At 58.7% G+C, this 23,958-nt stretch carries 29 protein-coding genes and 2 tRNA genes; 17 read left to right on the forward strand and 14 right to left on the reverse strand.

What is annotated here, in order from left to right:
* Window positions 1-6 precede the first annotated feature (6 nt).
* On the reverse strand, window positions 7-1,170 hold the full coding sequence (gene mltA, locus SKTS_RS17600; protein WP_173068195.1) for a murein transglycosylase A: 1,164 nt from the start codon (window positions 1,168-1,170) through the stop codon (window positions 7-9).
* Window positions 1,171-1,215: 45 nt separating this feature from the next.
* Complete coding sequence (gene apaG, locus SKTS_RS17605) at window positions 1,216-1,599, reverse strand: Co2+/Mg2+ efflux protein ApaG (protein ID WP_173068204.1); 384 nt, start codon at window positions 1,597-1,599, stop codon at window positions 1,216-1,218.
* Between the two features lie 107 nt (window positions 1,600-1,706).
* Here apaG and SKTS_RS17610 point away from each other — a divergent pair.
* Window positions 1,707-1,782, forward strand: a tRNA-Ala gene (locus tag SKTS_RS17610).
* Between the two features lie 17 nt (window positions 1,783-1,799).
* Here SKTS_RS17610 and SKTS_RS17615 read toward each other — a convergent pair.
* Both SKTS_RS17615 and SKTS_RS17620 read right to left on the reverse strand, forming a co-directional pair.
* Entirely contained in the window at window positions 1,800-2,201 is a 402-nt protein-coding gene (locus SKTS_RS17615) for a hypothetical protein (protein WP_173068206.1), read from the reverse strand.
* 63 nt (window positions 2,202-2,264) lie between these two features.
* Window positions 2,265-3,353 carry an NADH:flavin oxidoreductase/NADH oxidase gene (locus SKTS_RS17620; protein ID WP_198420392.1) on the reverse strand — a complete coding sequence of 363 codons (1,089 nt, stop codon included), beginning with the start codon at window positions 3,351-3,353 and terminating at the stop codon, window positions 2,265-2,267.
* Between the two features lie 240 nt (window positions 3,354-3,593).
* On the opposite strand from SKTS_RS17620, the gene SKTS_RS17625 reads away from it, so the two are divergent.
* The 4 genes from SKTS_RS17625 to SKTS_RS17640 are packed head-to-tail and all read left to right on the forward strand — an operon-like array spanning window position 3,594 to window position 6,138.
* A complete protein-coding gene (locus tag SKTS_RS17625) occupies window positions 3,594-3,956 on the forward strand; it encodes a cupredoxin domain-containing protein (RefSeq protein ID WP_342342995.1) in 363 nt (120 codons plus the stop codon).
* A 22-nt stretch (window positions 3,957-3,978) separates the two neighbouring features.
* Window positions 3,979-4,812: an FTR1 family iron permease gene (locus SKTS_RS17630; RefSeq protein WP_173068208.1), complete on the forward strand. Its 834-nt coding sequence runs from the start codon at window positions 3,979-3,981 to the stop codon at window positions 4,810-4,812.
* Complete coding sequence (locus SKTS_RS17635; RefSeq protein WP_173068210.1) at window positions 4,812-5,558, forward strand: hypothetical protein; 747 nt, start codon at window positions 4,812-4,814, stop codon at window positions 5,556-5,558. Before SKTS_RS17630 ends, SKTS_RS17635 begins: the two co-directional genes overlap by 1 nt.
* 25 nt (window positions 5,559-5,583) lie before the next feature.
* The gene (locus tag SKTS_RS17640; RefSeq protein ID WP_173068212.1) at window positions 5,584-6,138 is read left to right on the forward strand and encodes a DUF924 family protein; all 555 of its coding nucleotides are present in this window, start codon (window positions 5,584-5,586) and stop codon (window positions 6,136-6,138) included.
* Window positions 6,139-6,151: 13 nt separating this feature from the next.
* On the opposite strand, the gene SKTS_RS17645 is transcribed toward SKTS_RS17640, so the two are convergent.
* Window positions 6,152-6,355: a cold-shock protein gene (locus SKTS_RS17645; protein ID WP_173068214.1), complete on the reverse strand. Its 204-nt coding sequence runs from the start codon at window positions 6,353-6,355 to the stop codon at window positions 6,152-6,154.
* 411 nt (window positions 6,356-6,766) lie between these two features.
* Between SKTS_RS17645 and SKTS_RS17650 the strand changes: the two genes are divergently transcribed.
* A complete protein-coding gene (locus SKTS_RS17650; RefSeq protein ID WP_173068216.1) occupies window positions 6,767-9,709 on the forward strand; it encodes a bifunctional diguanylate cyclase/phosphodiesterase in 2,943 nt (980 codons plus the stop codon).
* A 20-nt stretch (window positions 9,710-9,729) separates the two neighbouring features.
* Here the strand turns inward: SKTS_RS17650 and SKTS_RS17655 are convergent, their stop codons facing one another.
* From SKTS_RS17655 to nhaR, 5 genes are all read right to left on the reverse strand, one after another.
* Window positions 9,730-10,143, reverse strand: a complete 414-nt coding sequence (locus SKTS_RS17655) for a hypothetical protein (protein ID WP_173068218.1) — start codon at window positions 10,141-10,143, stop codon at window positions 9,730-9,732.
* A gap of 145 nt (window positions 10,144-10,288) precedes the next feature.
* Window positions 10,289-10,528 carry a DUF2789 domain-containing protein gene (locus SKTS_RS17660; RefSeq protein WP_173068219.1) on the reverse strand — a complete coding sequence of 80 codons (240 nt, stop codon included), beginning with the start codon at window positions 10,526-10,528 and terminating at the stop codon, window positions 10,289-10,291.
* Window positions 10,529-10,556: 28 nt separating this feature from the next.
* Window positions 10,557-10,895 carry a hypothetical protein gene (locus SKTS_RS17665; RefSeq protein ID WP_173068221.1) on the reverse strand — a complete coding sequence of 113 codons (339 nt, stop codon included), beginning with the start codon at window positions 10,893-10,895 and terminating at the stop codon, window positions 10,557-10,559.
* Between the two features lie 218 nt (window positions 10,896-11,113).
* Complete coding sequence (locus SKTS_RS17670; protein WP_173068224.1) at window positions 11,114-11,401, reverse strand: HU family DNA-binding protein; 288 nt, start codon at window positions 11,399-11,401, stop codon at window positions 11,114-11,116.
* A gap of 249 nt (window positions 11,402-11,650) precedes the next feature.
* Entirely contained in the window at window positions 11,651-12,559 is a 909-nt protein-coding gene (gene nhaR, locus SKTS_RS17675) for a transcriptional activator NhaR (protein WP_173068227.1), read from the reverse strand.
* Between the two features lie 146 nt (window positions 12,560-12,705).
* On the opposite strand from nhaR, the gene SKTS_RS17680 reads away from it, so the two are divergent.
* The 4 genes from SKTS_RS17680 (at window position 12,706) to SKTS_RS17695 (ending at window position 16,757) form a co-directional block, all read left to right on the forward strand.
* A complete protein-coding gene (locus SKTS_RS17680; protein ID WP_173068230.1) occupies window positions 12,706-13,725 on the forward strand; it encodes a DUF475 domain-containing protein in 1,020 nt (339 codons plus the stop codon).
* A gap of 40 nt (window positions 13,726-13,765) precedes the next feature.
* The gene (gene htpX / locus SKTS_RS17685) at window positions 13,766-14,635 is read left to right on the forward strand and encodes a protease HtpX (protein WP_173068232.1); all 870 of its coding nucleotides are present in this window, start codon (window positions 13,766-13,768) and stop codon (window positions 14,633-14,635) included.
* Window positions 14,636-14,724: 89 nt separating this feature from the next.
* Window positions 14,725-16,146 (forward strand): tetratricopeptide repeat protein, encoded by a 1,422-nt coding sequence (locus SKTS_RS17690; protein ID WP_173068235.1) that lies wholly within the window; start codon window positions 14,725-14,727, stop codon window positions 16,144-16,146.
* A gap of 194 nt (window positions 16,147-16,340) precedes the next feature.
* Window positions 16,341-16,757, forward strand: coding sequence for an AF1514 family protein (locus SKTS_RS17695; protein WP_173068237.1), 417 nt, complete (start codon window positions 16,341-16,343; stop codon window positions 16,755-16,757).
* Between the two features lie 86 nt (window positions 16,758-16,843).
* Here the strand turns inward: SKTS_RS17695 and SKTS_RS19040 are convergent, their stop codons facing one another.
* The 4 genes from SKTS_RS19040 to SKTS_RS17715 form a co-directional block, all read right to left on the reverse strand.
* A complete protein-coding gene (locus SKTS_RS19040; RefSeq protein WP_173068240.1) occupies window positions 16,844-17,539 on the reverse strand; it encodes a UPF0149 family protein in 696 nt (231 codons plus the stop codon).
* Between the two features lie 21 nt (window positions 17,540-17,560).
* Window positions 17,561-17,770, reverse strand: coding sequence for a SlyX family protein (locus tag SKTS_RS17705; protein ID WP_244617385.1), 210 nt, complete (start codon window positions 17,768-17,770; stop codon window positions 17,561-17,563).
* Between the two features lie 88 nt (window positions 17,771-17,858).
* Window positions 17,859-17,951, reverse strand: a tRNA-Ser gene (locus SKTS_RS17710).
* Between the two features lie 62 nt (window positions 17,952-18,013).
* Complete coding sequence (locus tag SKTS_RS17715; RefSeq protein ID WP_173068243.1) at window positions 18,014-18,526, reverse strand: thioredoxin family protein; 513 nt, start codon at window positions 18,524-18,526, stop codon at window positions 18,014-18,016.
* A gap of 63 nt (window positions 18,527-18,589) precedes the next feature.
* Here SKTS_RS17715 and hemC point away from each other — a divergent pair, with 63 nt between their 5' ends.
* The 7 genes from hemC (at window position 18,590) to SKTS_RS17750 (ending at window position 23,950) form a co-directional block, all read left to right on the forward strand.
* Entirely contained in the window at window positions 18,590-19,468 is an 879-nt protein-coding gene (gene hemC, locus SKTS_RS17720) for a hydroxymethylbilane synthase (protein WP_244617527.1), read from the forward strand.
* Window positions 19,468-20,250, forward strand: a complete 783-nt coding sequence (locus tag SKTS_RS17725) for a uroporphyrinogen-III synthase (protein ID WP_173068249.1) — start codon at window positions 19,468-19,470, stop codon at window positions 20,248-20,250. Before hemC ends, SKTS_RS17725 begins: the two co-directional genes overlap by 1 nt.
* A complete protein-coding gene (locus tag SKTS_RS17730) occupies window positions 20,226-21,272 on the forward strand; it encodes a uroporphyrinogen-III C-methyltransferase (RefSeq protein ID WP_173068252.1) in 1,047 nt (348 codons plus the stop codon). The genes SKTS_RS17725 and SKTS_RS17730 overlap by 25 nt, the downstream gene beginning before the upstream one ends.
* On the forward strand, window positions 21,269-21,745 hold the full coding sequence (locus SKTS_RS17735; RefSeq protein WP_173068255.1) for a heme biosynthesis HemY N-terminal domain-containing protein: 477 nt from the start codon (window positions 21,269-21,271) through the stop codon (window positions 21,743-21,745). Before SKTS_RS17730 ends, SKTS_RS17735 begins: the two co-directional genes overlap by 4 nt.
* 169 nt (window positions 21,746-21,914) lie before the next feature.
* Window positions 21,915-22,343, forward strand: coding sequence for a glycine zipper 2TM domain-containing protein (locus SKTS_RS19140; RefSeq protein ID WP_173068257.1), 429 nt, complete (start codon window positions 21,915-21,917; stop codon window positions 22,341-22,343).
* Between the two features lie 176 nt (window positions 22,344-22,519).
* Window positions 22,520-23,455, forward strand: a complete 936-nt coding sequence (locus SKTS_RS17745; RefSeq protein ID WP_173068260.1) for a PDC sensor domain-containing protein — start codon at window positions 22,520-22,522, stop codon at window positions 23,453-23,455.
* 144 nt (window positions 23,456-23,599) lie between these two features.
* Entirely contained in the window at window positions 23,600-23,950 is a 351-nt protein-coding gene (locus tag SKTS_RS17750) for a hypothetical protein (protein WP_173068262.1), read from the forward strand.
* Window positions 23,951-23,958: the final 8 nt, after the last annotated feature.

A 23,958-nucleotide genomic window follows, 5' to 3' on the forward strand; every position in this document is an offset into this window, starting at 1 on the left:
GAGGCGCTATGGCTGTGGCAGCGGATAATCCTTCGGCAGCAGCACCCACATTTTTCCCGCCTGCTTCATGCTACCCGCGTACTTGCCGGCATCGTTGCCGAATCCCCAGAAGAAATCTGCGCGCACCACGCCCTTGATCGCCCCGCCGGTATCCTGGGCGAGCATCAGGCGATTGAGCGGCTTGGCGTCGTTGGGCCAAGTGGTGGAAAGGAACACCGGCGCACCAAGCGGGATCGTGCGCGGGTCGACTGCCAGGCTCCGTCCCGCCGTCAGAGGCACGCCCAGCGCGCCGAGGGGGCCGGAAAGCTGGTTCGGCAACTCGCGGAAGAACACATAACTGGCATTGACGTCGAGCAGCTCGGTCAACTTGCCCGGATTGCGCTTGGCCCAGTCCTTGATGCCCTGCATGGAAGCCTTGTCGAGCGTCAGTTCGCCGCGTTCCACCAGAGCCTTGCCGATGGATTTATAGGGGTAGCCGTTCTGGTCGGCATAACCGATGCGCACCATTTCCCCGCCCGGCAGCCTGATCTTGCCGGACCCCTGAATCTGCAGGAAAAAAAGGTCGACCGCATCGTCCACCCAGAACAGTTCCCTGCCTTTCAGCGGTGCCACGCCATTGTCGATCTCCGCGCGGCTGTAATAGGGGACAACGCGGTTGCCCTGCAAACGGCCGCGCAACCGCATCCCCTTCAATTCAGGGTAAACGGAGGCCAGATCGACCACCAGCAAATCGGCAGGCGCGGCATAGAGGGGGTAGCGGAAACGACTGGTCCGGGTACGGCTGCCATTCAGCAAAGGCTCGTAATAACCGGTAATCAGACCATCGCTGCTGTTATCTGGATTGGTCACCTGGTAAGGGGTGAAGTTTTCTTCGAAGAAGCGGCGCAAGGATTCGGGTTGGGCTGTCTGCACCGCCGCCATGTCGCACACTGCCTTCCAGGCCGGCTGCTGTTTCATTGCGCCGCAACTCTGCAGGAACGCACTCCAGGCCTGCGCAGGATCATCCTCGCTCCAGCCGGAAACGGTATTCCACGCTGCCGCCTGCAGAGGCGGCGCCGCGACAGTGACCGCCGGAGGGGGAACGACGCCTACCACGCTGGGTGGTGGCAGCGAGGCGCAGGCGGAAAACAGTGATAAGAGAAGGACAGGGACTAAACGCAGGATTTTCATATTTCGAAGGTACAAGTAAAGCCGTTGCGGCTTTTCGATGATCGGTTAATGCAATACCCGCGGTATTGCGAGGGAAAACTCTGCAACCGGGGCTTCGAAATGGGTGCCGTCTTCGGCCACCATTTGGTAGCTGCCGCGCATGGTGCCCACGGGTGTCGCCAGGGAGGTGCCGCTGGTGTATTCGAAACGCTCTCCCGGGCGCAACAGCGGCTGTTCGCCGACCACGCCGAGTCCGCGCACCTCCTGCACCTGATTTGCCGCATCAGTGATGACCCAGTGCCGACTGACCAGTTGCGCCGCCTCGGTTCCGGTGTTGCTGATGGAAATGGTATAGGCGAAAACGTAACGCCCGCTGCTCTCATCCGACTGGTCGGGAAGATAGGTGGCCTCTGTATCGACCTGGATTTCGTATTTTTTGCTGTCTGCCATAGTGCCTCATTGCACACGAATTTCTCTGATCAGGCAAGAGAATCATTGGCGCAATCTCTCAGCGCTTCAATTTCCACGAACGCTGGGGTAGAATCCACCACTGATTTGGGCCGATAGCTCAGCTGGGAGAGCGCCGCGTTCGCAATGCGGAGGTCGTGAGTTCGATCCTCATTCGGTCCACCAATTCTTTGCCCCTACTTCTACCCATAAATTTTTTCCAGCATCTTGTAAGCCAGCACAAACGCCAGCCCCGCAATGATCACGGCGAGGCCCGCAAAGCCAAGGATTTTCCCCAAGCCGACTTGGTTTTTCTGCCCCAAGGCAGCATGCGCATCACCAGCCAGGCTGAAGACGTTTTTCGCCGCTTCCGAAGCACCGGCAAGGTTGTTGGCATAACTCAGCGAAATCTGTAGTTTCCCCGCACCGCCGATACGTTCCATTTCCTCCGGCGTAAGGAAGATATTGATGTTCGCCTGGCGAGCAATCGCCTGGAGAGCGCAGACCGGGTCGTCCGCCTTCAGGGCAATCGTTCCTGCCCGTTCGCTCAGTTTGGCTTTTCCCTTTGTTTGCAACTTGAGTACGTCCACATTGCCCTGCGCCATCAAGGCCTCCATCAATGGTTACTGCATAAGCTCTATTATGACGTTACCCAGACAGAACTTGCTTCATCCTTGCTTGAACAAGTTTTTGAATTCCCGCGGCTGCGAACGCCAATATTGTTTCGGCGCATCCACCTGTGCGCCAAGTTTTGCCGCTGCATGCCATGGCCAACGCGGGTCATACAGCATTCCCCGTGCCAGCGCCACCATGTCAGCCTGTCCTGATGAGACGATCGTCTCGGCTTGTTCCGCCTCGGTGATCAGGCCTACGGCAATCGTAACCAAGCCGGTTTCGCGCCGGATTCTTTCGGCGAAAGGAACCTGATAACCCGGCTCGACAGGGATTTGCTGCAAGGGAGACAGCCCGCCGCTCGAGACATCGATGAACGCACACCCCCGGCGCTGCAGTTCCTTGGCAAAAACGACGCTCTGCTCGATATCCCACCCGCCGGCCACCCAGTCTGTTGCGGAAATCCTGACGCCAATCGGCCTGTCGGGCAAGGCGTTGCGCATGGCGTCAAAAACCTCGAGCGGAAAGCGCATGCGGTTCTCCGGGGAGCCCCCATACCGGCCATTGCGGACATTCGACAAGGGTGACAGGAATTGATGCAGGAGATAGCCGTGTGCCGCGTGCAGTTCAATCACATCCACACCCAGCCGTTGCGCCGCTGACACAAAGTCGTTGCGGATTCGCTTCAGGTCTTCGTCACCCAAGGCTAGTGGATGAGGGTCGCCCTCGGCATATGGCAAGGCGGAAGGTGCCATGGTTTGCCAACCGCCGCTCTCCGGCACGAGAGACTGGCCGCCTTCCCACGGCACCCGTGTCGATGCCTTGCGCCCGGCGTGCGCCAACTGGATGGCGATGGGCATCGCCGAATAATGCCGGATCGATTGGATAACACGTGCAAGCGCCGCTTCCGTTTTGTCGGACCACAACCCAAGATCGTTCGGCGAGATGCGCCCTTCCGGCGCGACCGCAGTTGCTTCGATGAACAGCAGGGCTGCGCCGGACAACGCCAGCTGGCCAAGGTGAATCAGATGCCAGTCAGTCGCCTGGCCATGTTCGGCCGAGTACTGGCACATGGGCGAGATGACGATACGGTTGCTCAAAGCCAGGTCGCCGAGAGCGATCGGGGAAAAAAGTTTGCTCACCATGATCATTTCCAATGCAATCGATTCCAGGTGCGACCCTGTTTAGTGGTTTCGCCTAAGCCTGACCCCAGCGAAAAAATAATTAGACCGCCCGAATATTGAAAACTCCCCAGTTCCCAGAGCTTTTTAGCGCGGAAATCCTGCATTTTTTATCACACCATCTTGCAGTTGATAATCATTATCATGTAAGATGAGAACCGTTATCAATTGCCGTGAATTTTTGAGTCTTCATAAGGAGCTGTTGTGAACACCATTCAAAGCGTTCTTCTTTCTTGCCGCAAAGTCGCTGTCCTTGTCATGGGGACAGCGGCGATTATTTGCTCTTCAACCGTCATGGCCGCAGAAGCGGCGCACGTCCTGATCATTCAGGACCATCGCTTCCAGCCGGCGGAACTCGTGGTGCCATCGGGCAAGAAGATAAAACTTTCGGTCGAAAATCGGGACTCCACCCCTGAGGAATTCGAGAGCCACGATCTCAATCGGGAGAAAGTGATTGCCGGCAAGTCGACCGCCACAATTTTCGTCGGGCCTCTTGCCCCAGGACGCTACAGCTTTTACGGCGAATTCAACGAAAAAACCGCTCAGGGCGTAATCGTCGCACAGTAAAGACGAGTAAAGGAGAACCGAAATGTTTGCCACCGCTGTCATCGTGTTTAGAGAAGTGCTCGAAGCCGCCATCATTATCGGCATTATTGCCGCCGCGACAAGGTCGGTGGCTGGCCGCAGCCGCTGGCTGATCGCCGGGCTCGCGGCCGGCCTGGCCGGCTCCGCACTGGTGGCCGCGTCGACGGACGCCATCGCGTCGATGGCGAGCGGCATAGGACAGGAACTGTTCAACGCCATCGTGCTGGGCATCGCGGTTCTGATGCTGGCGTGGCACAACATCTGGATGTCCTCGCACGGCGCTGCTTTGGCCAAGTCAGCCAAAAGTGTCGGCAATGCCATACGCGATGGCCAGCAGGAATGCTCGATTCTACTGGTCGTCGTCGGCTTGGCGGTGCTGCGCGAAGGCTCGGAGACGGTGCTTTTCCTTTATGGCATCTCCACTTCGGATGGCTCGGGAGCGTCGTCGATGCTGCTTGGCGGCCTGGCGGGCATCGTCGGGGGCGTCACCGCCGGCTACGCCATCTACGCCGGCCTGCTGCGCATACCGATGCGCTGGTTTTTCGCTGCAACCGGCGTGCTGGTATTGCTCCTGGCCGCCGGAATGGCTGCTCAGGCGGCACGTTTCCTGATCCAGGCCGACATCCTGCCCAGCCTTGCCGCGCCGCTATGGGACACCTCGGTGGCGCTCCCCGAGCGCTCCATCGCCGGCATGCTGCTGCACAGCCTGGTCGGGTACGACCCCAGGCCAGCCGGCATGCAATTGATATTTTACGTTTTCACCCTGGCCGCCATTGGCTTGGGCATGAAGTGGGTCAGCCAGTCCCACCGCACAAACCATCACAAAGGAACTGCTTGATGAAAAAGATCTTCGCATTGGCGCTTTGCGCGGGCACGCTGTTTTCAGGCTCGGCATTCGCCGGAGTCGCGGATTACGTTTACATCCCCACCGTCGAACAGGGCGAGAAAGAAATCGATTTCAAGTTCGGCTCGTCGCCCTCCGGCGATGCCAGCCGGGTTGCCAGTCTCGGTGTCGGCTATGGGGCAACCGACTACTGGTTTACCGAGGTATACCTGAAAACGGAGCACGAAGGTTCGGCGCCACGGCTGAATATCCTGGAGTGGGAAAACAAATTCCAGCTGACCGAAAGCGGGAAATACCCGGTGGACGTCGGCTTGATCACCGAATTCGAGTTCCCGGTCAATCAGGACGGGGCCGCGAACGAGTTCAAGTTCGGACCATTGTTCCAGACCGAATTCAACAAGCTGCAACTAAACGGCAACCTGCTGTTCGAACGAAAATTCGGCGGCGACAGCGACCCCGACGATGCACCGAACACCACAGTTTTCCAGTACCAGTGGCAGGCGAAATATCGCTGGAAGCAGGAGTTCGAGTTCGGCTTGCAAGGATTGGGCGAGTTGGGCGAATGGAATCATTGGTCGTCGCGCGACGCGCAACAGCACAAAATCGGGCCTGCCATTTTCGGTAAAATTTCTCTCGGCGGAAAGCAGGCGATTCGCTACAACGCAGCATGGCTGATTGGCACAACCAGTGCAACGCCGGACAATACCTTCCGGATGCAGCTGGAATACGAATTCAGGTAAGCACGGGAATCAGGGCCTAACAAACATGCCAGAGCCAATCACGCCACAGCACATCATCGAATTCTGGTATGCGGAAAGGATGCGGCAACGCTGGTTTTCTTCCACGCCGGAACTGGACGCCGAAATCCACTCGAAGTACGAGAATCTTTGGCGTCAAGCCGGCAAGGGCGAACTTGACGACTGGAAAGGATCGCCGGAAGGCTGCCTGGCTCTGACCGTAATACTCGACCAGCTACCGCTCAACATGTTTCGCGGAGATGCGAGAAGTTTCAGTACCGAGCAACAAGCCGTGGCCTGCAGCAAATATTTCATCGCACAAGGCTACGACAGGGAAATCCCCCAGGATAGAGTCGCGTTCCTCTATATGCCGTTAATGCACAGCGAGAACCTGGCTGACCAGGATCTCGCGGTACAACTTTTTGAGCGCGCAAATCTGACTCATAACCTGCATTTCGCCAGACACCACAGGGAACTGATCAGGAGGTTCGGCAGATTCCCTCACCGCAATTCAATTCTTGGCAGGGAAAGCAGCGCGGAAGAAATAGCGTACTTGAATTCGAAGGAAGCTTTCCTGGGGTAAGGCTGCGAGCGCTTTATGCTTCCCGAATGTCGGCGGCTTGCTTTCCTTTGGGGCCCTGAGCAACTTCGAATTGCACTTTCTGGCCTTCCTTGAGGGTTTTGAAACCGCCCATCTGTATGGCGGAGAAATGCGCGAACAGGTCCGCACTTCCATCGTCGGGAGCAATAAACCCAAAACCTTTTGTATCGTTAAACCATTTCACCACGCCTGTTGCCATGCCATTCTCCAAAATTAACAAACAAGAATTCAGAAAACCCCTTCGCAGCCGGCACTAATATCACTACTCGCTGCGGAGCCCGTTTCCTGTGGAAATACGCCCACAGAATAGTGCGGCTCATATGCGATGGCGATAAGGTGAATCATGTATTTTTTGGCCTGCAAGCAACGAAAACACCTGCTGTCGAGCAATCTTCCCCTGGCTGTCCTGCAACCCGAACAAATGCCGCACGAATAACATTGGCACACACTTTAATTACTTGCGCCCGAAAGCGATGGGTATACTCGCCCTCATGAAGCAAACTCGACGTGACAAAATGGTTTTTGCATTCGCGCTGGCTACAGCATCAGCAATACACCCGCTGCCCGAAGAGCAGAAACAATTTATGGCGCAACTACCCTGAACACAAATATGAAGGCGCTGCCGATTGCCGTTCGCCTGTTGTTGAGTTACCTGCTGGTGGCGGTACTGCCGCTGGCCGGGCTGGCCGCATTTTACCTGGCTTCGTTCGAAGCCACGCTGCGCGAAACCGTATTGGCGAATATGGCCACTATCGCGGATAAAAAAGCCGAGCAGATCGATAGCTACATGACCGAGCGGCTGAAGGACGCCAGCGAACTAAGCCGGGAAGCGCTTGCCCGCGAAGCGGTCATCGCTTTCGGACAAGCCCTTCGGGAAAGCGGATTGAAGTCGCCCGCCTACCTGGCCGCCGAACGCCGGCTACGTGAACGACTGGCAGACCACGCCGCGGCGGCTGGCTACTACGATCTCCTTTTGATGGACACGACCGGTAACGTAGTGTTTTCAGTGATGCGCGAAGCTGACCTCGGCGCGAACCTGCGCACTGAGGCCTTTCGCAAAACTCAGTTGGCGCAGGGATTCGAACTGGCAATGCGAACGCGCCACAACCAGCTCACCCGATTTGCACCCTATGCGCCTTCCGCACAACGTCCGGCAGCTTTTCTGGTCGCGCCGATCCTGGAAAACGGCATTCCGGTCGGAGCGCTGGCGTTGCAGGTGGACATGAGCAGAATGGAGCCCGTCGTAGCCGACCGTACAGGACTCGGGCGCAGCGGCGAAACGGTGCTGGCACAGAAAGACGGCAGCGAAATTTTCTACACCGCACCGCTCAGGCATATCCCGAACGCACCTTTCCGCTATCGCGTGCCGCTCCTGAAGGCCGCCCTGCCAATGCAGGATGCGCTGGCCGGAGGTCATCATCACGGTCTAATCCGCGACTATGCGGGCATCGAATGCGTGGCTGCCTGGCGCTACCTGCCCGCCCTCGACTGGGGCATGGTGGTAAAGATCGACGCCGAAGAAGCCCTGGCGCCGGCAAGCCACCTGCGCCGCATCACCTATCTCGCATTGGCGCTGTTTCTGGCGCTTTCCGGCATGGCCGCCTACTTCATCGGCCGTTCGCTTTCGCGCCCGATCAGGGAGCTCACGCGCGTAGTGGACCGCATTGCCCAAGGCGACCTTGCACAACGCGCCCCGCAAGGCGGAAAAGACGAACTCGGGCGGTTGGCCAACGCTTTCAACCATATGACCGATGCGCTGGCGGATGCCCGCCTCAACCTCGAAACAAGGGTGGAGGCGCGCACCCGGGAGCTGGCCGATGCGAACCGTCGTCTGGAAACCGACATCGCGGCCCGCAAGGAGGCCGAAAACGCCATGCGGCTTTACGCAAGCGTATTCGAGCACAGCGCCGAAGGCATTCTGATCAGCGACAAGGAAAACCGCATCCTGGCGGTAAATCAGACGTTTACCCAGCTGACGGGTTATTCCTTCGACGAAGTGCGCGGGAAAAATCCGCGGATGTTCGCTTCCGGGCAAACGCAACCCCAGGTCTATCAGGACATGTGGGCCATGCTGACCAAAAAAGGTCAATGGCAGGGCGAGATTTGGGATCGCCGCAAAGACGGCAGCGTCTACCCGAAGTGGATGTCGGTGTCGGTGGTACGCGACGTGGACGGGGAACTGACTCATTACATCGCCAGCTTTTCCGATATTACCGAGCGCAAGGCGGTCGAAGCCCGCATCTCCCACCTCGCCCATCACGACGCACTGACCGGCCTGCTCAACCGCTTCAGCCTGCAGGGCCGGCTGGAGCAGGCGTTGTCCTCGGCGCGGCGCGAACAGCGTCCGCTGGCCGTGATGTTTATCGACATGGACCGCTTCAAGACGATCAACGACACGCTGGGCCATGCCGTTGGCGACGAAATGCTGGTGGAAGTGGCGCAGCGCCTGCGCGAACACGTGCGCGACAGCGATATTGTCGCCCGCCTGGGGGGCGATGAATTCGTGATCGTCCTGAGCAAGGTGGAAGATGCCACTGCTGCGGCGCGCGTTGCGGACAAGATCCTGCATGCACTGGGCCAGCCTTACCGCATCGGGGAAAACGAATTGCGCTCGACCCCCAGCATCGGTCTCGCCTTCTACCCGGACGATGGCGAACTCGCCGAGACGCTGATGAAAAACGCCGACACCGCGATGTATCACGCCAAAGCTCAGGGCCGCAACAATGTCCAGTTTTTCACCGCCGAGATGAACCGCGCGGCGGTCGAGCGCCTGCAACTGGAACACGACTTGCGGCTGGCCGTGGAAGCCGGGCAGTTCGAACTGCATTACCAGCCGCAGCTGGACAGCGGCAACGGGCGCGTCGTGGGGGTCGAAGCGCTGGTGCGCTGGCGCCACCCTCGCGAAGGCCTCGTATCTCCGGCTAAATTCATTCCCATAGCCGAAGAAACCGGCTTGATCGTCCCCTTGGGTGAATGGGTGCTGAACGAGGCCTGCCGCGAACTTCGCACATGGCGCGATCAAGGGCTAACGGATATATCCATGGCGGTGAACTTGTCGGCGCAGCAACTGCACTCGCCGATCCTGCTGGAATGCGTTGCACAAACGCTGGAAAAACATGGCCTGACGGGCACCGACCTTGAACTCGAAGTCACCGAATCGGTGGCCATGCACAATCCCGAGGCTAGCATCGGCAAATTGAAGGCGTTGCGCGACATGGGCCTGCGGCTCTCGATCGATGATTTCGGCACGGGATATTCCTCGCTCAGTTACCTCAAGCTGTTGCCGATTCATACCCTGAAGCTCGACCAGTCCTTCGTCCGCGATATTGAGACCGACGACAACGACGTCGCCATCTGCACCGCCACCATTGACTTAGCGCATGCTCTGGGGCTAACCGTGGTCGCTGAAGGGGTGGAAACCGATGCACAACGTTACTTTCTGACCGCGCATAAATGTGATTTCCTGCAGGGCTACCTGTTCTGCAAACCCCTCCCGGCGATGGAAGCGCTTGCGTTCATCAAACAACTCGCGCCGGAAGCGCATGCTGCCTGAAGGAGACGACTCAACCGTTGTCAGCTGAGCGTTGCGCTGATCCAATGCCCAATCGCCTGGCTAACGATGATGACCGTGGCAGCACCCAGCAAATGTTTGATCACTTCCAGCGATGCCCCAATATTACGCTCGCGCGCCACCAGGAAGGTCAGTGCGGCGAGGAGCGACATTCCCCAGGCGATGACGCCCGCGAGGACAGCAGAAACCGGCAATAATCCGACCAGCAGTATGAAACTAAGACAAACCAGCAGCCGCGTGACAAAATTCGTCACGGTGCCGGCGAAAACTTCCTTGTTCTCAAGCTGCTCGGATTCCTGAAAAATATGGATGCTCAGCGAGTCGGTCAGGTTGTCGGCGAGTGCGGCAATGAGCAGGGCGCTGACAACCACTGACTTGGTCGCCTCTGCCGCGCCGAGGCCGGTGACCAGCGCCATACTGGTGACGATTGCGGCGGTGCCTCCATAACTTATTCTGCTCGTCTTGAACATACGCGTGCCCATTCGATCAAGGACGGGCAGCAAGCAAGGATTGCGCTGCCGCTTCACCCATAACGCATTACGATAAATTCAGTTCAGGCATCTAGCGCATGGGGTGCAACTCTACGTTCAACGCGTCGATCACCTCGGCCCAGTCTGCGTCCTCAAGAAGTTCCTCCCTCAAAAATTCCGTTTGCGCCGATGTCCAGAACGGTGCTTCCGACAGCGGAACGCCAGCCGTCAAAGCCTGATGGGCCGCGATGAATTGATCGATGGACGCCTGATCGGACGCCAAACCTAGTTGCGCGAACAAATCGCTCATGGTGTGAATTGGCGCTTCCATGACTTACCTCGTTCCGCTGCGAGCCCGCTCAGTAACACGCCTGCGCCCTGTCCATCATTTTCTGGAGCTGGACCGATGCTTCGTCCGGACTGGTAATGGGGAATCTGGCTTCGTACCCGCTGCCAAGATTTCCCCCGCCATAAACTATTTTGAATTCGTCGCGGGTGGTCTCGATGTATTGCACGATAGCCAGGTTTACCCAGCGCTTTTTGCCATTGTTCTCTGCTGGCAGCTCATACAGGCAGAAGGACGACGCTCCGGATTTTGGCTGCGCATCCTGGGACTCTTCCTGAGCCGCAATCCTTTCACTTAGACCGATGCCCAAGCTGCTCACAAAGAAGATGACGGCAATCCTGACAGCGCGCATACCGGCCTCCGTTCGCAGAGCTTCGCGATTTAACTTTGGTTTTACAAAATTAGACTGCAGATGTGGATTTGGTTCCTTGCGCGCACCGAATCCGAGGCGGACGGTGGGAAGGAAAACTCGACTGCGACATGGGTAAAACTAGCCGGGCCTGAAACAATCACGCGGCCGGAAGTGAAAGTGGACGGCCGGGAGGCCGCCCACTCATGGAACTACTTTTTTTACTTGCTCTTGCTGCCGGCCACTGCATCTTTCAGTTTGGCGCCGACCTTGAATTTGACGATCTTTTTGGCCGGGATTTTCAATTCCTTGCCGGTAGCCGGGTTGCGGCCGGTACGTGCAGCGCGCTCCTCAACGGCAAAGGTACCGAAGCCGATCATCTGGACATTGTTGCCGCTCGACAGCGCGTTCTGGACAACCGCCATGAACGCATCAAACATTTCCCCCGTCTGAGCTTTGGAGTGTTGCGTAATTTTAGCTACAGCATCAATCAGTTCACCTTTGTTCATATTTTTGACTCCACGTTATGTATGGTTGAAAAGTAATGAAATTGCAGAAGATATTTAAGACACTCAAGCCAAGCTGGCCTCACCTGATGGCTGTTCATAACTTTAAATGATTTTCGACAAAAAAACCTGCGAAGAATCGCTTTATTGGCGGTTAATTTCAAATTACTGTGGCATTTAAAACACAGGTCTTACGCAGCCGCTATGCGTAGCAGGACCTGGTTGCAAGCATAATTTGACCTCGCCCCGCACTCAAGTCACAAAAACCATGTCCCGCGTCGCCGAAAGTATCGCCTCGACCGCCGGGTGCTTGATGCGGCGCTCGCTGGAAATGGCGTAATAATGCTCCTGCACGCCGGGCATTTTCCCGACCGACTCGGCGTTGAATTGCTCGGCCACTTCGCCGGTCAGCGCGGCAGGCGCGGGAAAAAGGCCATGCCCGGTTCGGCCGAAAGTCATCAGCAGCGCGCTGTCCTCGAATTCGCCGACGATCTCGGGGCGAATGGACTTCGCCTCGAACCACTGGTCCAGCCTGCCGCGCAGCGCGTTGTTGCGCGTCGGCAGAAGCATCGGGGCGCCATCCAGGCTGGCCGGAAAACCAGCGCGGTAGCGCTCGGCAAGGGCCTTGCTGCCGTACATCATGATGTCCCATTCCCCTAGCGAATGGCCGAACACGCGCAGGTTGCTGGCTGGGCCGACAGGCCGGTCGGTCAGCACCACGTCGAGCTTGTGCAAAGCCAGGTCGGCCAGCAGGGATTCGAATTCCCCCTCATAACACACCGGACGTACCGTTACCGGAAGGCGCAGGGCGACATCGAGCAGCCGGTAGGCGACCAGCTTGGGCAAAGCGTCGGAAATCCCCACCGCCAGCCGGAGCACGCCGCCGCTATTGCTATCTTGCATAATTTCCAGCATCTGTTCGCCCAGCAGGAATATCTGGTCGGCATAGCCCAGCACCTGCCGTCCCGCCTCGGTCAGCACCAGCCCGCGCCCCTGTGGCGCGAACAAAGACTTGCCCAGCGCTTTTTCCAGCAGGCCGACCTGTCCGCTGATGGTCTGCACCGCAACGCCCAGACGTTCCGCAGCGCGCGTCACACTACCCTCCTTGGCGACCACCCAGAAATAGTGGAGATGTTTGTAATTGAGCGACGGGATATTCATTGTTCGATTATATCGAAGTAACACTCAATATTTAACATGTTTTCCAGGATTGTTATCAGGCCTAGAATAGCGCTTCATTTTCCCCGCGTGGCGCTGCTAACCCCTATGCAAAATCGAAACCGACAAGCCGATCAAGTGGTGATCGCATGAAGTCGCAACTCTCCCATTTCTACGGATCCTTCGTGTTTTGTGCGCTGGCTGTGGTAGCTGCCTATTTCGTCGGCGGCATCCAGGGCGCCATCACGGTAGTCTTCCTCACCGTACTGGAAACCTCGCTTTCCTTCGACAATGCGGTCGTCAACGCCGCCGTGCTCAAAAACTGGGATGCCGTCTGGCGCCGCCGTTTCCTGCTGTGGGGCATCCTGATCGCGGTGTTCGGCATGCGGCTGGTTTTCCCCCTGCTGATCGTCGGCGTAGTCGGCGACATGGGGCCGCTCCAGGCGCTGGACATGGCCATCAATGCCCCGACCGAATATGCCCGGATAATCTCCTCGGCACACCATCAGATCGCCGCTTTCGGCGGCACTTTCCTGATGATGGTATTCCTCAAGTTTTTCGTCGACCGCCATAAAACGGAACACTGGCTGGCCGTCCTGGAAAAACCGTTGACCCGTCTCGGCAAGATGGAAGCGATCGAGGCGGCACTCACCCTGGCCCTGTTGCTGCTCATGGCAAGCCTGCTGGATGCCGGCGTGCGCGGCGAATTCATCGTGGCCGGCGTGTGGGGTGTGGTCACTTACATCCTGGCCAAGGGCCTCGCCGCGCTGGTTGGGGGGGATGAAGGCGCGGGCACCCAGGTAATCCGCCAGGGGGTGGGCGGGTTTCTTTACCTGGAACTGCTGGACGCGAGCTTCTCGTTCGACGGCGTGGTCGGCGCCTTCGCCATGACCACCAACTTGTTCATCATCACCCTGGGCCTGGGCGCCGGCGCCATGTTCGTGCGCAGCTTCACCCTGCTGCTGGTCGAACGCGGCACGCTCAATACCTATCGTTACCTCGAACACGGCGCGTTCTGGGCCATCGGCGCGCTGGCGGTGATCATGCTGGCCGGCGCGAAATACCACATTCCGGAAGCCTTGACCGGCACGCTGGGAGCGGCGCTGATCGCCTTCTCGCTGGGTAGTTCCATCCTTTCCAACCGTAAAGAAGCTTCGAAAGAGCCTTGATTCATGAGTCGCTTCATTCATCTACAACAGGAGATTTAACATGAAACGCATCATCTTGTTTCTTGCCACCAACCTTGCCGTAATGCTGGTGCTGAGCATTGCCGCCAGCCTGCTCGGGGTCAACAAATACCTCACCGCCAACGGACTTAATCTCGGCATGCTGCTCGGCTTTGCCGCCGTCATGGGCTTCGGCGGCTCGTTCATCTCGCTGCTCATGTCCAAGACCATGGCCAAGTGGAGCACCGGGGCAAAAGTCATAGCCCAGCCGCAAACCCAGGCCGAACACTGGCTGGTGAACACCGTCGGCCGCCTCGCCAAGAATGCCGGTTTGCCGATGCCCGAAGTGGCCATCTACGAAGGCGAAGCCAACGCCTTCGCCACCGGCGCGAGCCGCAACAGTTCGCTGGTCGCCGTTTCGACCGGCCTGTTGCAAACGATGAGCGAAAGCGAAGTGGAAGCCGTGCTGGCGCACGAAATCGCCCACATCGCCAACGGCGACATGGTGACGTTGACGCTTATCCAGGGCGTGGTCAACACCTTCGTCATATTCATCTCGCGCGTGGTCGGCTATTTCGTCGACCAGGCCCTGCGCAAGGACGGCGAGGAAAGCAGCGGTCCCGGCATCGGCTACATGATTTCGGTGTTTGTCTGCGACCTGCTGTTCGGCATCCTGGCCAGCATGATCGTGATGTACTTCTCCCGCCAGCGCGAGTTCCGGGCCGATGCAGGCGCCGCAAAACTGCTCGGCAGTCCACAACCGATGATCGCAGCCTTGCATCGCCTGGGCGGGATCGAGGCTGGAGAGCTGCCGCAGAACGTGGCAACCGCCGGCATCGCCGGGCGTCCCGGCTGGATGGCACTGTTTTCCAGCCATCCGCCCATCGAGGAGCGGATTGCCGCCTTGCGCTAGCCAGTCGGAGGCAAATTGTCGGCAGGCCGGGTTAGCCGGATAATGAAACGCATTGTCCAAGCATAAATCCGGAAAGAAGAGAATTTGTCGTGACCAGCCAGGAGCGCGCCCATGCCGAAGAATTGTTTTTCGAAGGCAATCGCCTTCTGGCCGGTGGCGATGCGCCAGGCGCAGAAATGTGCTTCCGCGAAGCGGTGCGCATTGCTCCGGATTTCGCGGAGGCGTATGCCAACCTCGCCCTGATGCTCGATCAGCGGGGAGCAGTGGACCGGGCGGAGTTCTACTATCTGCGCTCCATCGCGCTTGATCCCGAGCATGTGCAAACCCACGTGAACCTGGGTGCGCTCCTGACACAGCGCAAACGCTTCGCGGAGGCCGAAGCCGCGTACCTCCAGGCGATCTCCATCGACCCAGACGCACCTGCCGCCTGGTCCAATCTGGGCGCGCTTTATGCCTGCATGAAGCGCGAAGAGGATGCGGAACGCTGCTACCGCACAGCCATAGCCCTGGATGAAGGCTATCGGGCCGCCCGCTTCAATCTGAGTTACCTGTTCTTGCGCCAGGCGCGGTTCGAAGAAGGCTGGCACTTTCTCGAGGCGCGCGACAGCTATGCCGCACTGGCAGCCCGCCTGGACTGCCCACGCTGGCAAGGCGAGGCGCTTGCCGGCAAATCCCTGCTCGTCGGCCATGAAGCCGGCCACGGCGACATGATCCAGTTTTGCCGCTATGCAAACCTGCTGAAGGCGCAAGGCGCATCTTCCATCGCCATGATTTGCCACCCCGCGCTAAAGCGCTTGTTTGCAACGCTGGACGGTGTCGACACACTTTATTCTCTGGACCAGCCGTTTCCGACGACGGGCTGGGACTTCTGGACACCAGCGCTAAGCATCCCTTACCACAGCAAAACACGCAGCGACTCCATCCCGGCAGACCTTCCTTATCTGCATGCCGCCCCGGAGTTGATCGCACGGTGGGCAGCGGATATTCCAGCGGGTAGACTGCGCGTCGGATTGGCCTGGAAAGGCAACCCTAATTTCGAAAATGACGCAGACCGCTCGCTTCCAAGACTGGACGTGCTGGCACCATTATCGACCGTGGCCGGAGTGCATTTATTAGGTGTGCAAAAAGACTGGAAAAAAGATGAAACCAGTCGGCCGCCTGCAGGATTCTCCCTTCTTCACCTCGGGGACGGGATAACGGACTTTGCCGACACGGCAGCCATCGTCGCGCAGCTTGATCTGGTAATTTGTGTCGACACCGCCCTGGCCCATCTGGCCGGCGCGCTCGGAAAACCGTGCTGGTTGCTGTTGCCGGACTACAAGACTGACTGGCGCTGGCTGACCGGACGTTCGGATTCACCCTGGTACCCCGGCACCATGCGTCTCTTTCGCCAACCCGAGATGGGCAACTGGGCTGCGGTCATTGCCGAAGTTCGGGCCGCCCTGGAACAACTGGCGCATAAGGAACGGGGAGAATCCCAATATCCCGCAGGAGCCTCCCCTTCAGGGTAATCAGGACTAAGCATAATACCCGATTGACTTAGTCAACTATTGCGCTATATTAGGCATACAGCAAATGGTCATTCATCCCCGCAAACCATTACGGTGTGACCATGAAACCTAAACAGCGCGGCGCATTGTCCGCGTGTGCTTGACTCATCAAATCGGCCTGCCGCGCTCGTGGACGGGCCGTCAAGGAGACGAAAATGAAAGCTGCTCACATCAACTATACAGGCATGGAACTGGACTACCGGACCGCAAGCGGGCTCGCCGCCTCGTTTGCCGACAAGGATCCTCTCATCATCGAACCGGTCATGGTCGCCTGGCACGACAAGAAGGCGCACCGGATGTCTCCCGCGATAGAAGGCGGGGATATCAACACACGCTGGCATGACTACGGAGAAAGCCACGGCGGCAAGCTGGAGGTCGACGTCAACGGCGAATTCGATTTCGTTTTTGCCGACTCCAGCGCGTACGAACCGTATGGCCCCAGCCCATACATCAACCTGCACGACAAACGCGGCAACGAATACCTGTGCCAGATCAACGCCCTGCGCGACCCCAAAGACCCCTCCAAGGAGGCCTGCGTACAACTGGACGAATGGACCAGCAAACTCACCTGAGAGTCGGCTGCGTTTTACGGATATTGACCGGTCGGGTATGGACGCTCGACCGGTCAATAATCAGCGACATGGTCGCCGCGACACATTTAATCTGAAGATTTTCCGCAACACTGCTTGAATTTCTTGCCGCTGCCGCAGGAGCAGGGATCGTTGCGGCCCAGCTTGGGCGACTCGCGGCGCACTGGCGCGGGGGTGTTGCGCTGCGCCTGCCAGAAACGGTAGATATCGTGAATCGTGGCCGGAAACTCTTCTTCAGCCTTGGCCATGGCTTTGGCTTCCTCTTTGCTGCTCAGCCAGGGCTCCCTGTTTTTCTTGGCGTCTTCCTTGAGCATGCCGCTCAGCAGAAAGAAAACTTCCATTTTCTCGCTCAGGTCGGGTGCAAACTCGCCGGCGGCCTCGAACCAGTTCGCCTCGCCGATCTGCGCGCCGTAAACGTAGCCTTCGCACCAGGCGGCATAATCCAGTTGCTCGGGATTGTCCTCGGTCCCGTAAAGAAACAGGTCGAAATCCTCGCCACCGGTTAGCGCCGCGGCAATCGTATCGTGGAATTTCATGATCAGGCTGGCGACTTCTTCGGCTTGCGCGGAGGACTCGTACTCGGGTGACTCGCCCAGCGCCAACGGCATCCAGACACTCGGTGAAATGGTCTCCGGCCCGCTCAGTGCGGCGCAGAGAAATCCCTGCAGGATATCCAGCGTCATTGCTTCGTTCTTGAAGGCGTCGGAGGCGAGAAGGTCTTCCAGCCGGTCCATTTCCTGCTCGCTCATGGTCGCAACTTGCATGGTTTTCTCCTTCCAGAAATACTAGTAATGGGGCGGTCGCTCGTTGGTTGCGACACCTTCAGCAGCAGCCTCGGACAGGTCCTTGACGTGGTCGATCAGGGAATTGCAGATTGCTTCCAGGCGAGCGATCTTCTTTTGCTGCTCGTAGATGGTCTTGTTCAATTCCTGCAACAGGTCCTCCTGAAAGGCGATCCGGGTTTCGATCTCGACTAAACGATCCTCATGCATCATCTTTGGCCCTCAAGGCCTTCGGTCATTACCGGGCCGTTAAAAACAAAAATCCCCTTGGCAATCTGAGGATCATCAAGGGGATTATATTTGGCGGAGAGAGAGGGATTCGAACCCTCGGTAAGGCTATAAACCCTACGCTCCCTTAGCAGGGGAGTACCTTCGACCACTCGGCCATCTCTCCGTATTTCGAGAACGACGGAAGGATACCCATTATTCCTCATCAGGTCAAACCGACAGCGGCCCTCACGGAGGCGAAATAGCGCGCGTTTTGACAAGCGCCTCGTCGATCGCCCCATCCAGGTAGGAACCGTAAAAGTCCGGGGTGGTAAGGCCGACCAGCGGCTCGGTAAGGGAGTTTCCGTCAGCGTCGAACAACTTAACGGTGGGTGTAAATTTAATTTTGTGCTGCTTGGCGAACTGCCTGTGGCTGGTCTTTTTGCCGGCGAAATCCATCAGTATCTTGCCGCTCTGCAGATACAGCTGGCGAAAGATTACCTTGTTCGCGTACTCGGGATTGCGCTGCATCGGCAGCAGGAAATCGTGCCGGACCCGCTCGCAATAAGCGCAGTTCGGGGCAACGAACAAAATCAGGATCGGTAGCCGCTTCTCTCTCGCCATTTCGGCATCCCGAGTCAGGTCAGTCGCGAAGCTCAGTTCATCGCTCCTCACCGCTGCGCCTGCGGTGGCGATCCATGCTAGAATCGCAAGTCCCAAGCCGAGTGCCGCGGCCTTTGAAAATAAACGGTTAATCATCATGTTAGGCAGGAATCTGTTTTGAATAAAACTCTCGTCATCGCATCGCGCGAAAGCGCCCTGGCAATGTGGCAGGCGCGGCACATTCAAAGCCGTCTGCAGGCATTATATCCGCAATTGGAAGTCTCCATCCTCGGCATGACCACCACCGGCGACCAGATCCTCAACTCGCCCCTGGCCAAGATCGGCGGCAAGGGCCTGTTCGTCAAGGAACTGGAGCAGGCACTGGAAGAAGGGCGGGCCGACATCGCGGTGCATTCCATGAAAGACGTGCCGATGACCCTGCCGCCCGGCTTCATGCTGGCCGCCACGGGTGAGCGCGAGGACCCGCGCGACGCCTTTGTTTCCAACCAGCATCCCAATCTCGAAGCGCTGCCCGAAGGCAGCGTGGTCGGCACTTCCAGCCTGCGCCGCGAATGCCAGTTGCGGGCGCGCTTTCCCCACCTGAAAATCGAAGCCCTGCGCGGCAACGTGCAAACTCGCCTGCGCAAGCTGGACGAAGGCCAGTTCGCCGCCATCATCCTTGCCGCTGCCGGCCTGAAACGGCTGGAACTGGGCCACCGCATCACCGCGCTGATCGAGCCGGAGCAAAGCCTGCCCGCAGTGGGCCAGGGCGCGCTGGGCATCGAATGCCGCGAAGGCCGCGACGACCTGGTAACCTTGCTGGCCCCTCTGCATCACGCCGAGAGCGCCGCCTGCGTGATGGCGGAACGCGCCATGAGCCGGGCCTTGCAGGGAAGTTGCCAGGTGCCGCTGGGCGGCTTTGCGCAGATCGTCGACGGCGAACTGCGCCTGCGCGGCTTCGTCGCCAGCATCGACGGCCAGCGCATGATCCGCGACGAAATGCGCGGCAAGCCGGCGGATGCCGAACGACTGGGCGCCGAAATGGGACAACGTCTCATCGCCCTGGGTGCGGACAAGATACTCGCCGAACTCGCGATGTAATGGCGGAGAAATCGCCGCTTCAGGGCATGAGCATCGTGGTGACGCGCCCGATCCACCAAGCGCAAAATCTCATAAAGCTAATCGCGGCGGCCGGCGGGGAGGCGATTCTGTTCCCGGTGCTGGAAATTCTCGATACTGCGGATTTGCGCCCGCTCAACGCCCTGATTGCCCGCCTCGACTCTTTCGATGTCGCGATTTTCATCAGCCCTAACGCGGTCAGCAAGGCGATGACGCTGATTCGGGCGCAGCGCGAACTGCCGGCGCAACTGACCATCGCCGCCATCGGCCGGGGCAGCAAAAAGGAACTGGAGCGCTGCGGTGTCTCGCAGGTCATTGCGCCGCAACGTCAGTTCGACAGCGAGGGCCTGCTCGATCTGCCGCAGTTTCAGGACATGAGCGGCAAGCGCGTGGTCATTTTTCGCGGCGAAGGCGGGCGTGAAACGCTGGGCGATACGCTGATCGCGCGCGGCGCGCAGCTGGAATATGCGGAATGCTACCGGCGCGCCAGGCCCGACATCGACGCCACGCCCCTGCTGCAGCGCTGGGCGCGCGGCGAGGTGCAGGCGGTAACGGTGACCAGCAGCGAAGGTCTGCATAATCTGATTGATCTGTTAGGCGAATCTGGCCAACAATGGCTGAAGAAAACACCACTGTTCGCGCCGCACGCCAGGATTGCGGCAGCCGCCCGCAGTCTCGGGCTGGAGCAGGTGATCACGACGGAGGCTGGGGATGACGGTTTGTTAATGGGCTTGATCGAATGGCGGATGCACCAGAAGTTGTGAACGACACGGCACCGGACACTCCCAGGGAAACCTGGCTGAACCGCTCCACTATCGCGCTGATCCTGGCGCTTTTTGCATTGCTGCTGCTCGGTTGGCAGTGGCTGGATGTGCGTCAGCGCAACGCCGACCTGGAACTCACGCTGAGCCGCCGCCTCGGCGCTTTCGAAACGCGCAACAAGGAAAGCGAAATTCTCGCCCGCCAGGCCCAGGAAGCCACGCGTGAAGCCCAGGCCAAGCTCGACCTGCTGGAACAGAAGCTGGCAGAATCCCAGAGCCATCAGGTCGCGCTGGAAGAAATGTACCAGGAAATGTCACGTAACCGCGACGAGCGGTCGCTGGCCGATATCGAGCAGATCCTCCTGATTGCCAGCCAGCAGCTGCAGCTTGCCGGCAACGTAAAGTCCGCTCTGATCGCGCTGCAAACTGCTGACAACCGCCTGCAACGCATCGATAAGCCGCAGTTCTTCTCCCTGCGCAAAGCCATCAACAAGGACATCGAACAACTGCAGTCCTTGCCCCTGCTCGACGTGACGGGACTGAGCCTGCGCCTCGACGGCCTGGCAGCCGAAGTGGATCAGCTTCCGCTGCTTCCGGGGCGCGTGGGCGGCGAGGAAAAACCGGGCCCGCACATGCCCCAGCCGGCTGGTTTCTGGCAACGCCTGGGAACGGAAGCATGGCAGGACTTCAAACAACTGGTGCACATCCAGAACCTGAAGAAACCCGAGTTGCCCCTGCTGCCGTCGAACCAGGCTTACTTCCTGCGCGAAAATCTCAAGCTGCGCCTGCTCTCCGCCCGCATCGCCCTGCTCCAGCGCAACGAAGCAAGCTTCAAGGCCGACATCAGGGCTGCTCAAAGCTGGCTGAACCGCTATTACGACGTCAACGACAAAAGCGTCCACGTCGCGCTCGCCAGCCTGCAACAGCTGGAGCAAAGCCGCCTCGCCATCGACCTGCCGGACATTTCCGCCAGCCTCGGCGCCGCGCGCATGTTCAAGCTGGGGCGGGAAAAGGTCGGCAAATGAGAACGTTGCTGCGGGTTCTGGCCATCCTGGCTTTGGCGGTGGCCATCACCATGGCCGTCCAATACAATCCCGGCTACGTTGTGGTGGTATATCCGCCCTACAGAGCAGAACTCTCCCTCAGCCTCGTGATCGTCATGTTGCTGGCCGTGTTCTTCCTTGCCTACGGCCTGCTGCGCCTGGGTGCGCACACCCTCAACCTGCCCGACGAGGTCCACGCCTTCAAGCAGGAGCGCCAGCGCGAGAAGGCCCGCTCCGCCATGAGTGAAGCGGTGGCGGAATTTGCTGCCGGCCACTATGACAAAGCGGAAAATTTCGCTGTCAGCGCTATCGAACTGGGCGAAGACGCGGAAGTCAACGCGCTTATTGCCGCCCGCTGCGCCCACCAGCTCAAGGCCTTCGACCGGCGCGACGCATATCTTGCGCAGGTGGACAAAACCTGTTCCGACTACCCTGACACAGGGATGGCCGGGTAAGCGTCACTTGCGTGCAATTTCCCTTAGGCCCGGAGTTAACGCAGCCTCCGCCCCCGACCTAGTCGCAGCCGAACGTATTCTTAAAATTTCTTAATCTTTGTCGGTACACGGAATTGGCGGACGGACGTTAATCAGCCCAACGCACATATCATTCGGCAAGGAGTAAACGATGAACAGGCTATTGATCTCCACAATGATCGCCGCGGCTGCTTTCAGCGCCAACGCCTTCGCGCACGGCGACAGGGATGACGACCACTGGGAACACCACCGCCACCACCGGGAGGAACGTGTAGTCGTACAAAACGTCTACGCAGAGCCCGAAGTCATCTATTATCAGGCGCCTCCCGTGATTTATCGCGAACGCATCGTGTACCGCGATCGCCCGGTCTATTATGAAGCCGCGCCGCGCTATTACGAGCAGCCGGCGACTTATCCGGGGAACGGTTCGAACCGCCTGATCGGCCAGGCTATCGGTGCAATTGCCGGCGGCGCACTGGGAAACCAGGTCGGCAGAGGGAACGGGCGAATTGCCGCGACGGCAATCGGCGCCGTCGTTGGCAGCGCGATCGGCGGGAATGTCGCTTATCCGGGCTACTGACCTCTCCGTTGCACAGGGCCGAGCCAAACGCCAGTCAGGGTTTGGCCGATGCCACTTCCGCTTGGCGACCGCCGCGCCAATCACTATGTCGGACTAAACCGTCTGTTTTAGTCACGACCGATTTTTTGCAACTCGTCCTGTTATAAACTACCGAATATGATAATAGGCTATAGCCCATGAAAAAATCGTGGAAAGACAGCATCTACCTCCAGCGGGAGGAACTCGCGCGCATCCTGCGCGAACCCATGGCGCACCTCGCCGAGCGCTGCACCTCGGCCTGGGGAGACCGCGAGCGGCTCAACGAGATTCTCGTCAGCGGCTTTGCCGCCATTCCCCATCGCACCTTTCTGTATTGCGTCGGCAACGATGGCATACAGATCTGCGACAACGTCGGCCAGGCAGGGATTGCCACCACCCACTTCGGGCGCGACCGCTCGCATCGCCCCTACATGAAGGAAGTCGTGCCGACCTGGGGCTTCCTGCTGTCCGATGCCTACATCAGTCTGAACGAGCGCCGTCCCTCCCTTACCGCCCTGCAGGTCGTACGCCAGGGGGAGCACTGGCTGGGTTACCTCGGCGCCGATTTCGACTTGCGCAACTTGGAGGTGACATCGGAACTCTACGACGAACCCGGCTACTGGCGGCAGGTAAAAGGTGATCCGGCGATTCGCGGGACGGTGTTCATGCAGACCCGCGCCGAGAGCCCGATGGACCGGAACCTGGAACAGGCCATGTCGATCCTGGAAGAACTCTTCACGCAGCGCGGCGTATTCCAGTGCATCCTGCATTTTTCCAGCAGCCAGGCGACCATCTGGACCGTGGATGACCCGTTTCGCTATCGTCTCCTCGATCACGAGGCCATGAACGACCCCGACATCTGCCTGGCGTTCCCGTCCCGCCCCTACCCGAGCAATGCGGCGATCCCCGAGGTCGACATCAAGCGGGTTCTCAACACCATGCAAGCCCTGCGCCTGACCGATCCGACCATCTATTTGCGCACCGCGTCGATCAATATTTTCAACGGTACCGTGAGCCTTACTTTTTCCTGCGATGGCTCCCACTACATGTCCTACGTCGAGTTCCTGATGAAAGACACGACATTCTGGTTCTGAATGGGGCTTTTGAAGTATTTTGTAATACTTTATTCAACGCACGACGGGATAATTTTTGCGTCTTCTATCATCTAACCTTGAAAGCAAGCAGGTGACGTAAAGTCAGTGCTTGCCACTCGCTGGATCGGATTAAGGAGGTGCTTCATGAAATCGATATTCAGGTTATTGGCGCTCGTTCTCTTAAGCCTGTCGCTGAGCGGCATCGCGCTGGCGGATCGGGGACATAGCCATTCGCACGGACACATCCGCTTCGGCGTGGCCATCGACCCATTCTGGGGATGGCCCTGGTACTACCCCCCTTACTACTACCCACAGGTGTATCCGCCGCTGATTGCCGCACCTTCCCCGCCGCCGGTCTACGTTGAACAGGGAGACACGTCTGCCGCGCCCGGCAACTACTGGTATTACTGCGGCGAGTCGCGGGGCTATTACCCCTATGTGAAAATATGTCCCGGCGGCTGGCAAAGGGTTGCGCCACAGCCACCGCAACAATGAAGGAGGGC

Origin of the sequence: Sulfurimicrobium lacus, assembly GCF_011764585.1 — a bacterium.
GTDB classification, from domain to species: Bacteria; Pseudomonadota; Gammaproteobacteria; order Burkholderiales; family Sulfuricellaceae; genus Sulfurimicrobium; species Sulfurimicrobium lacus.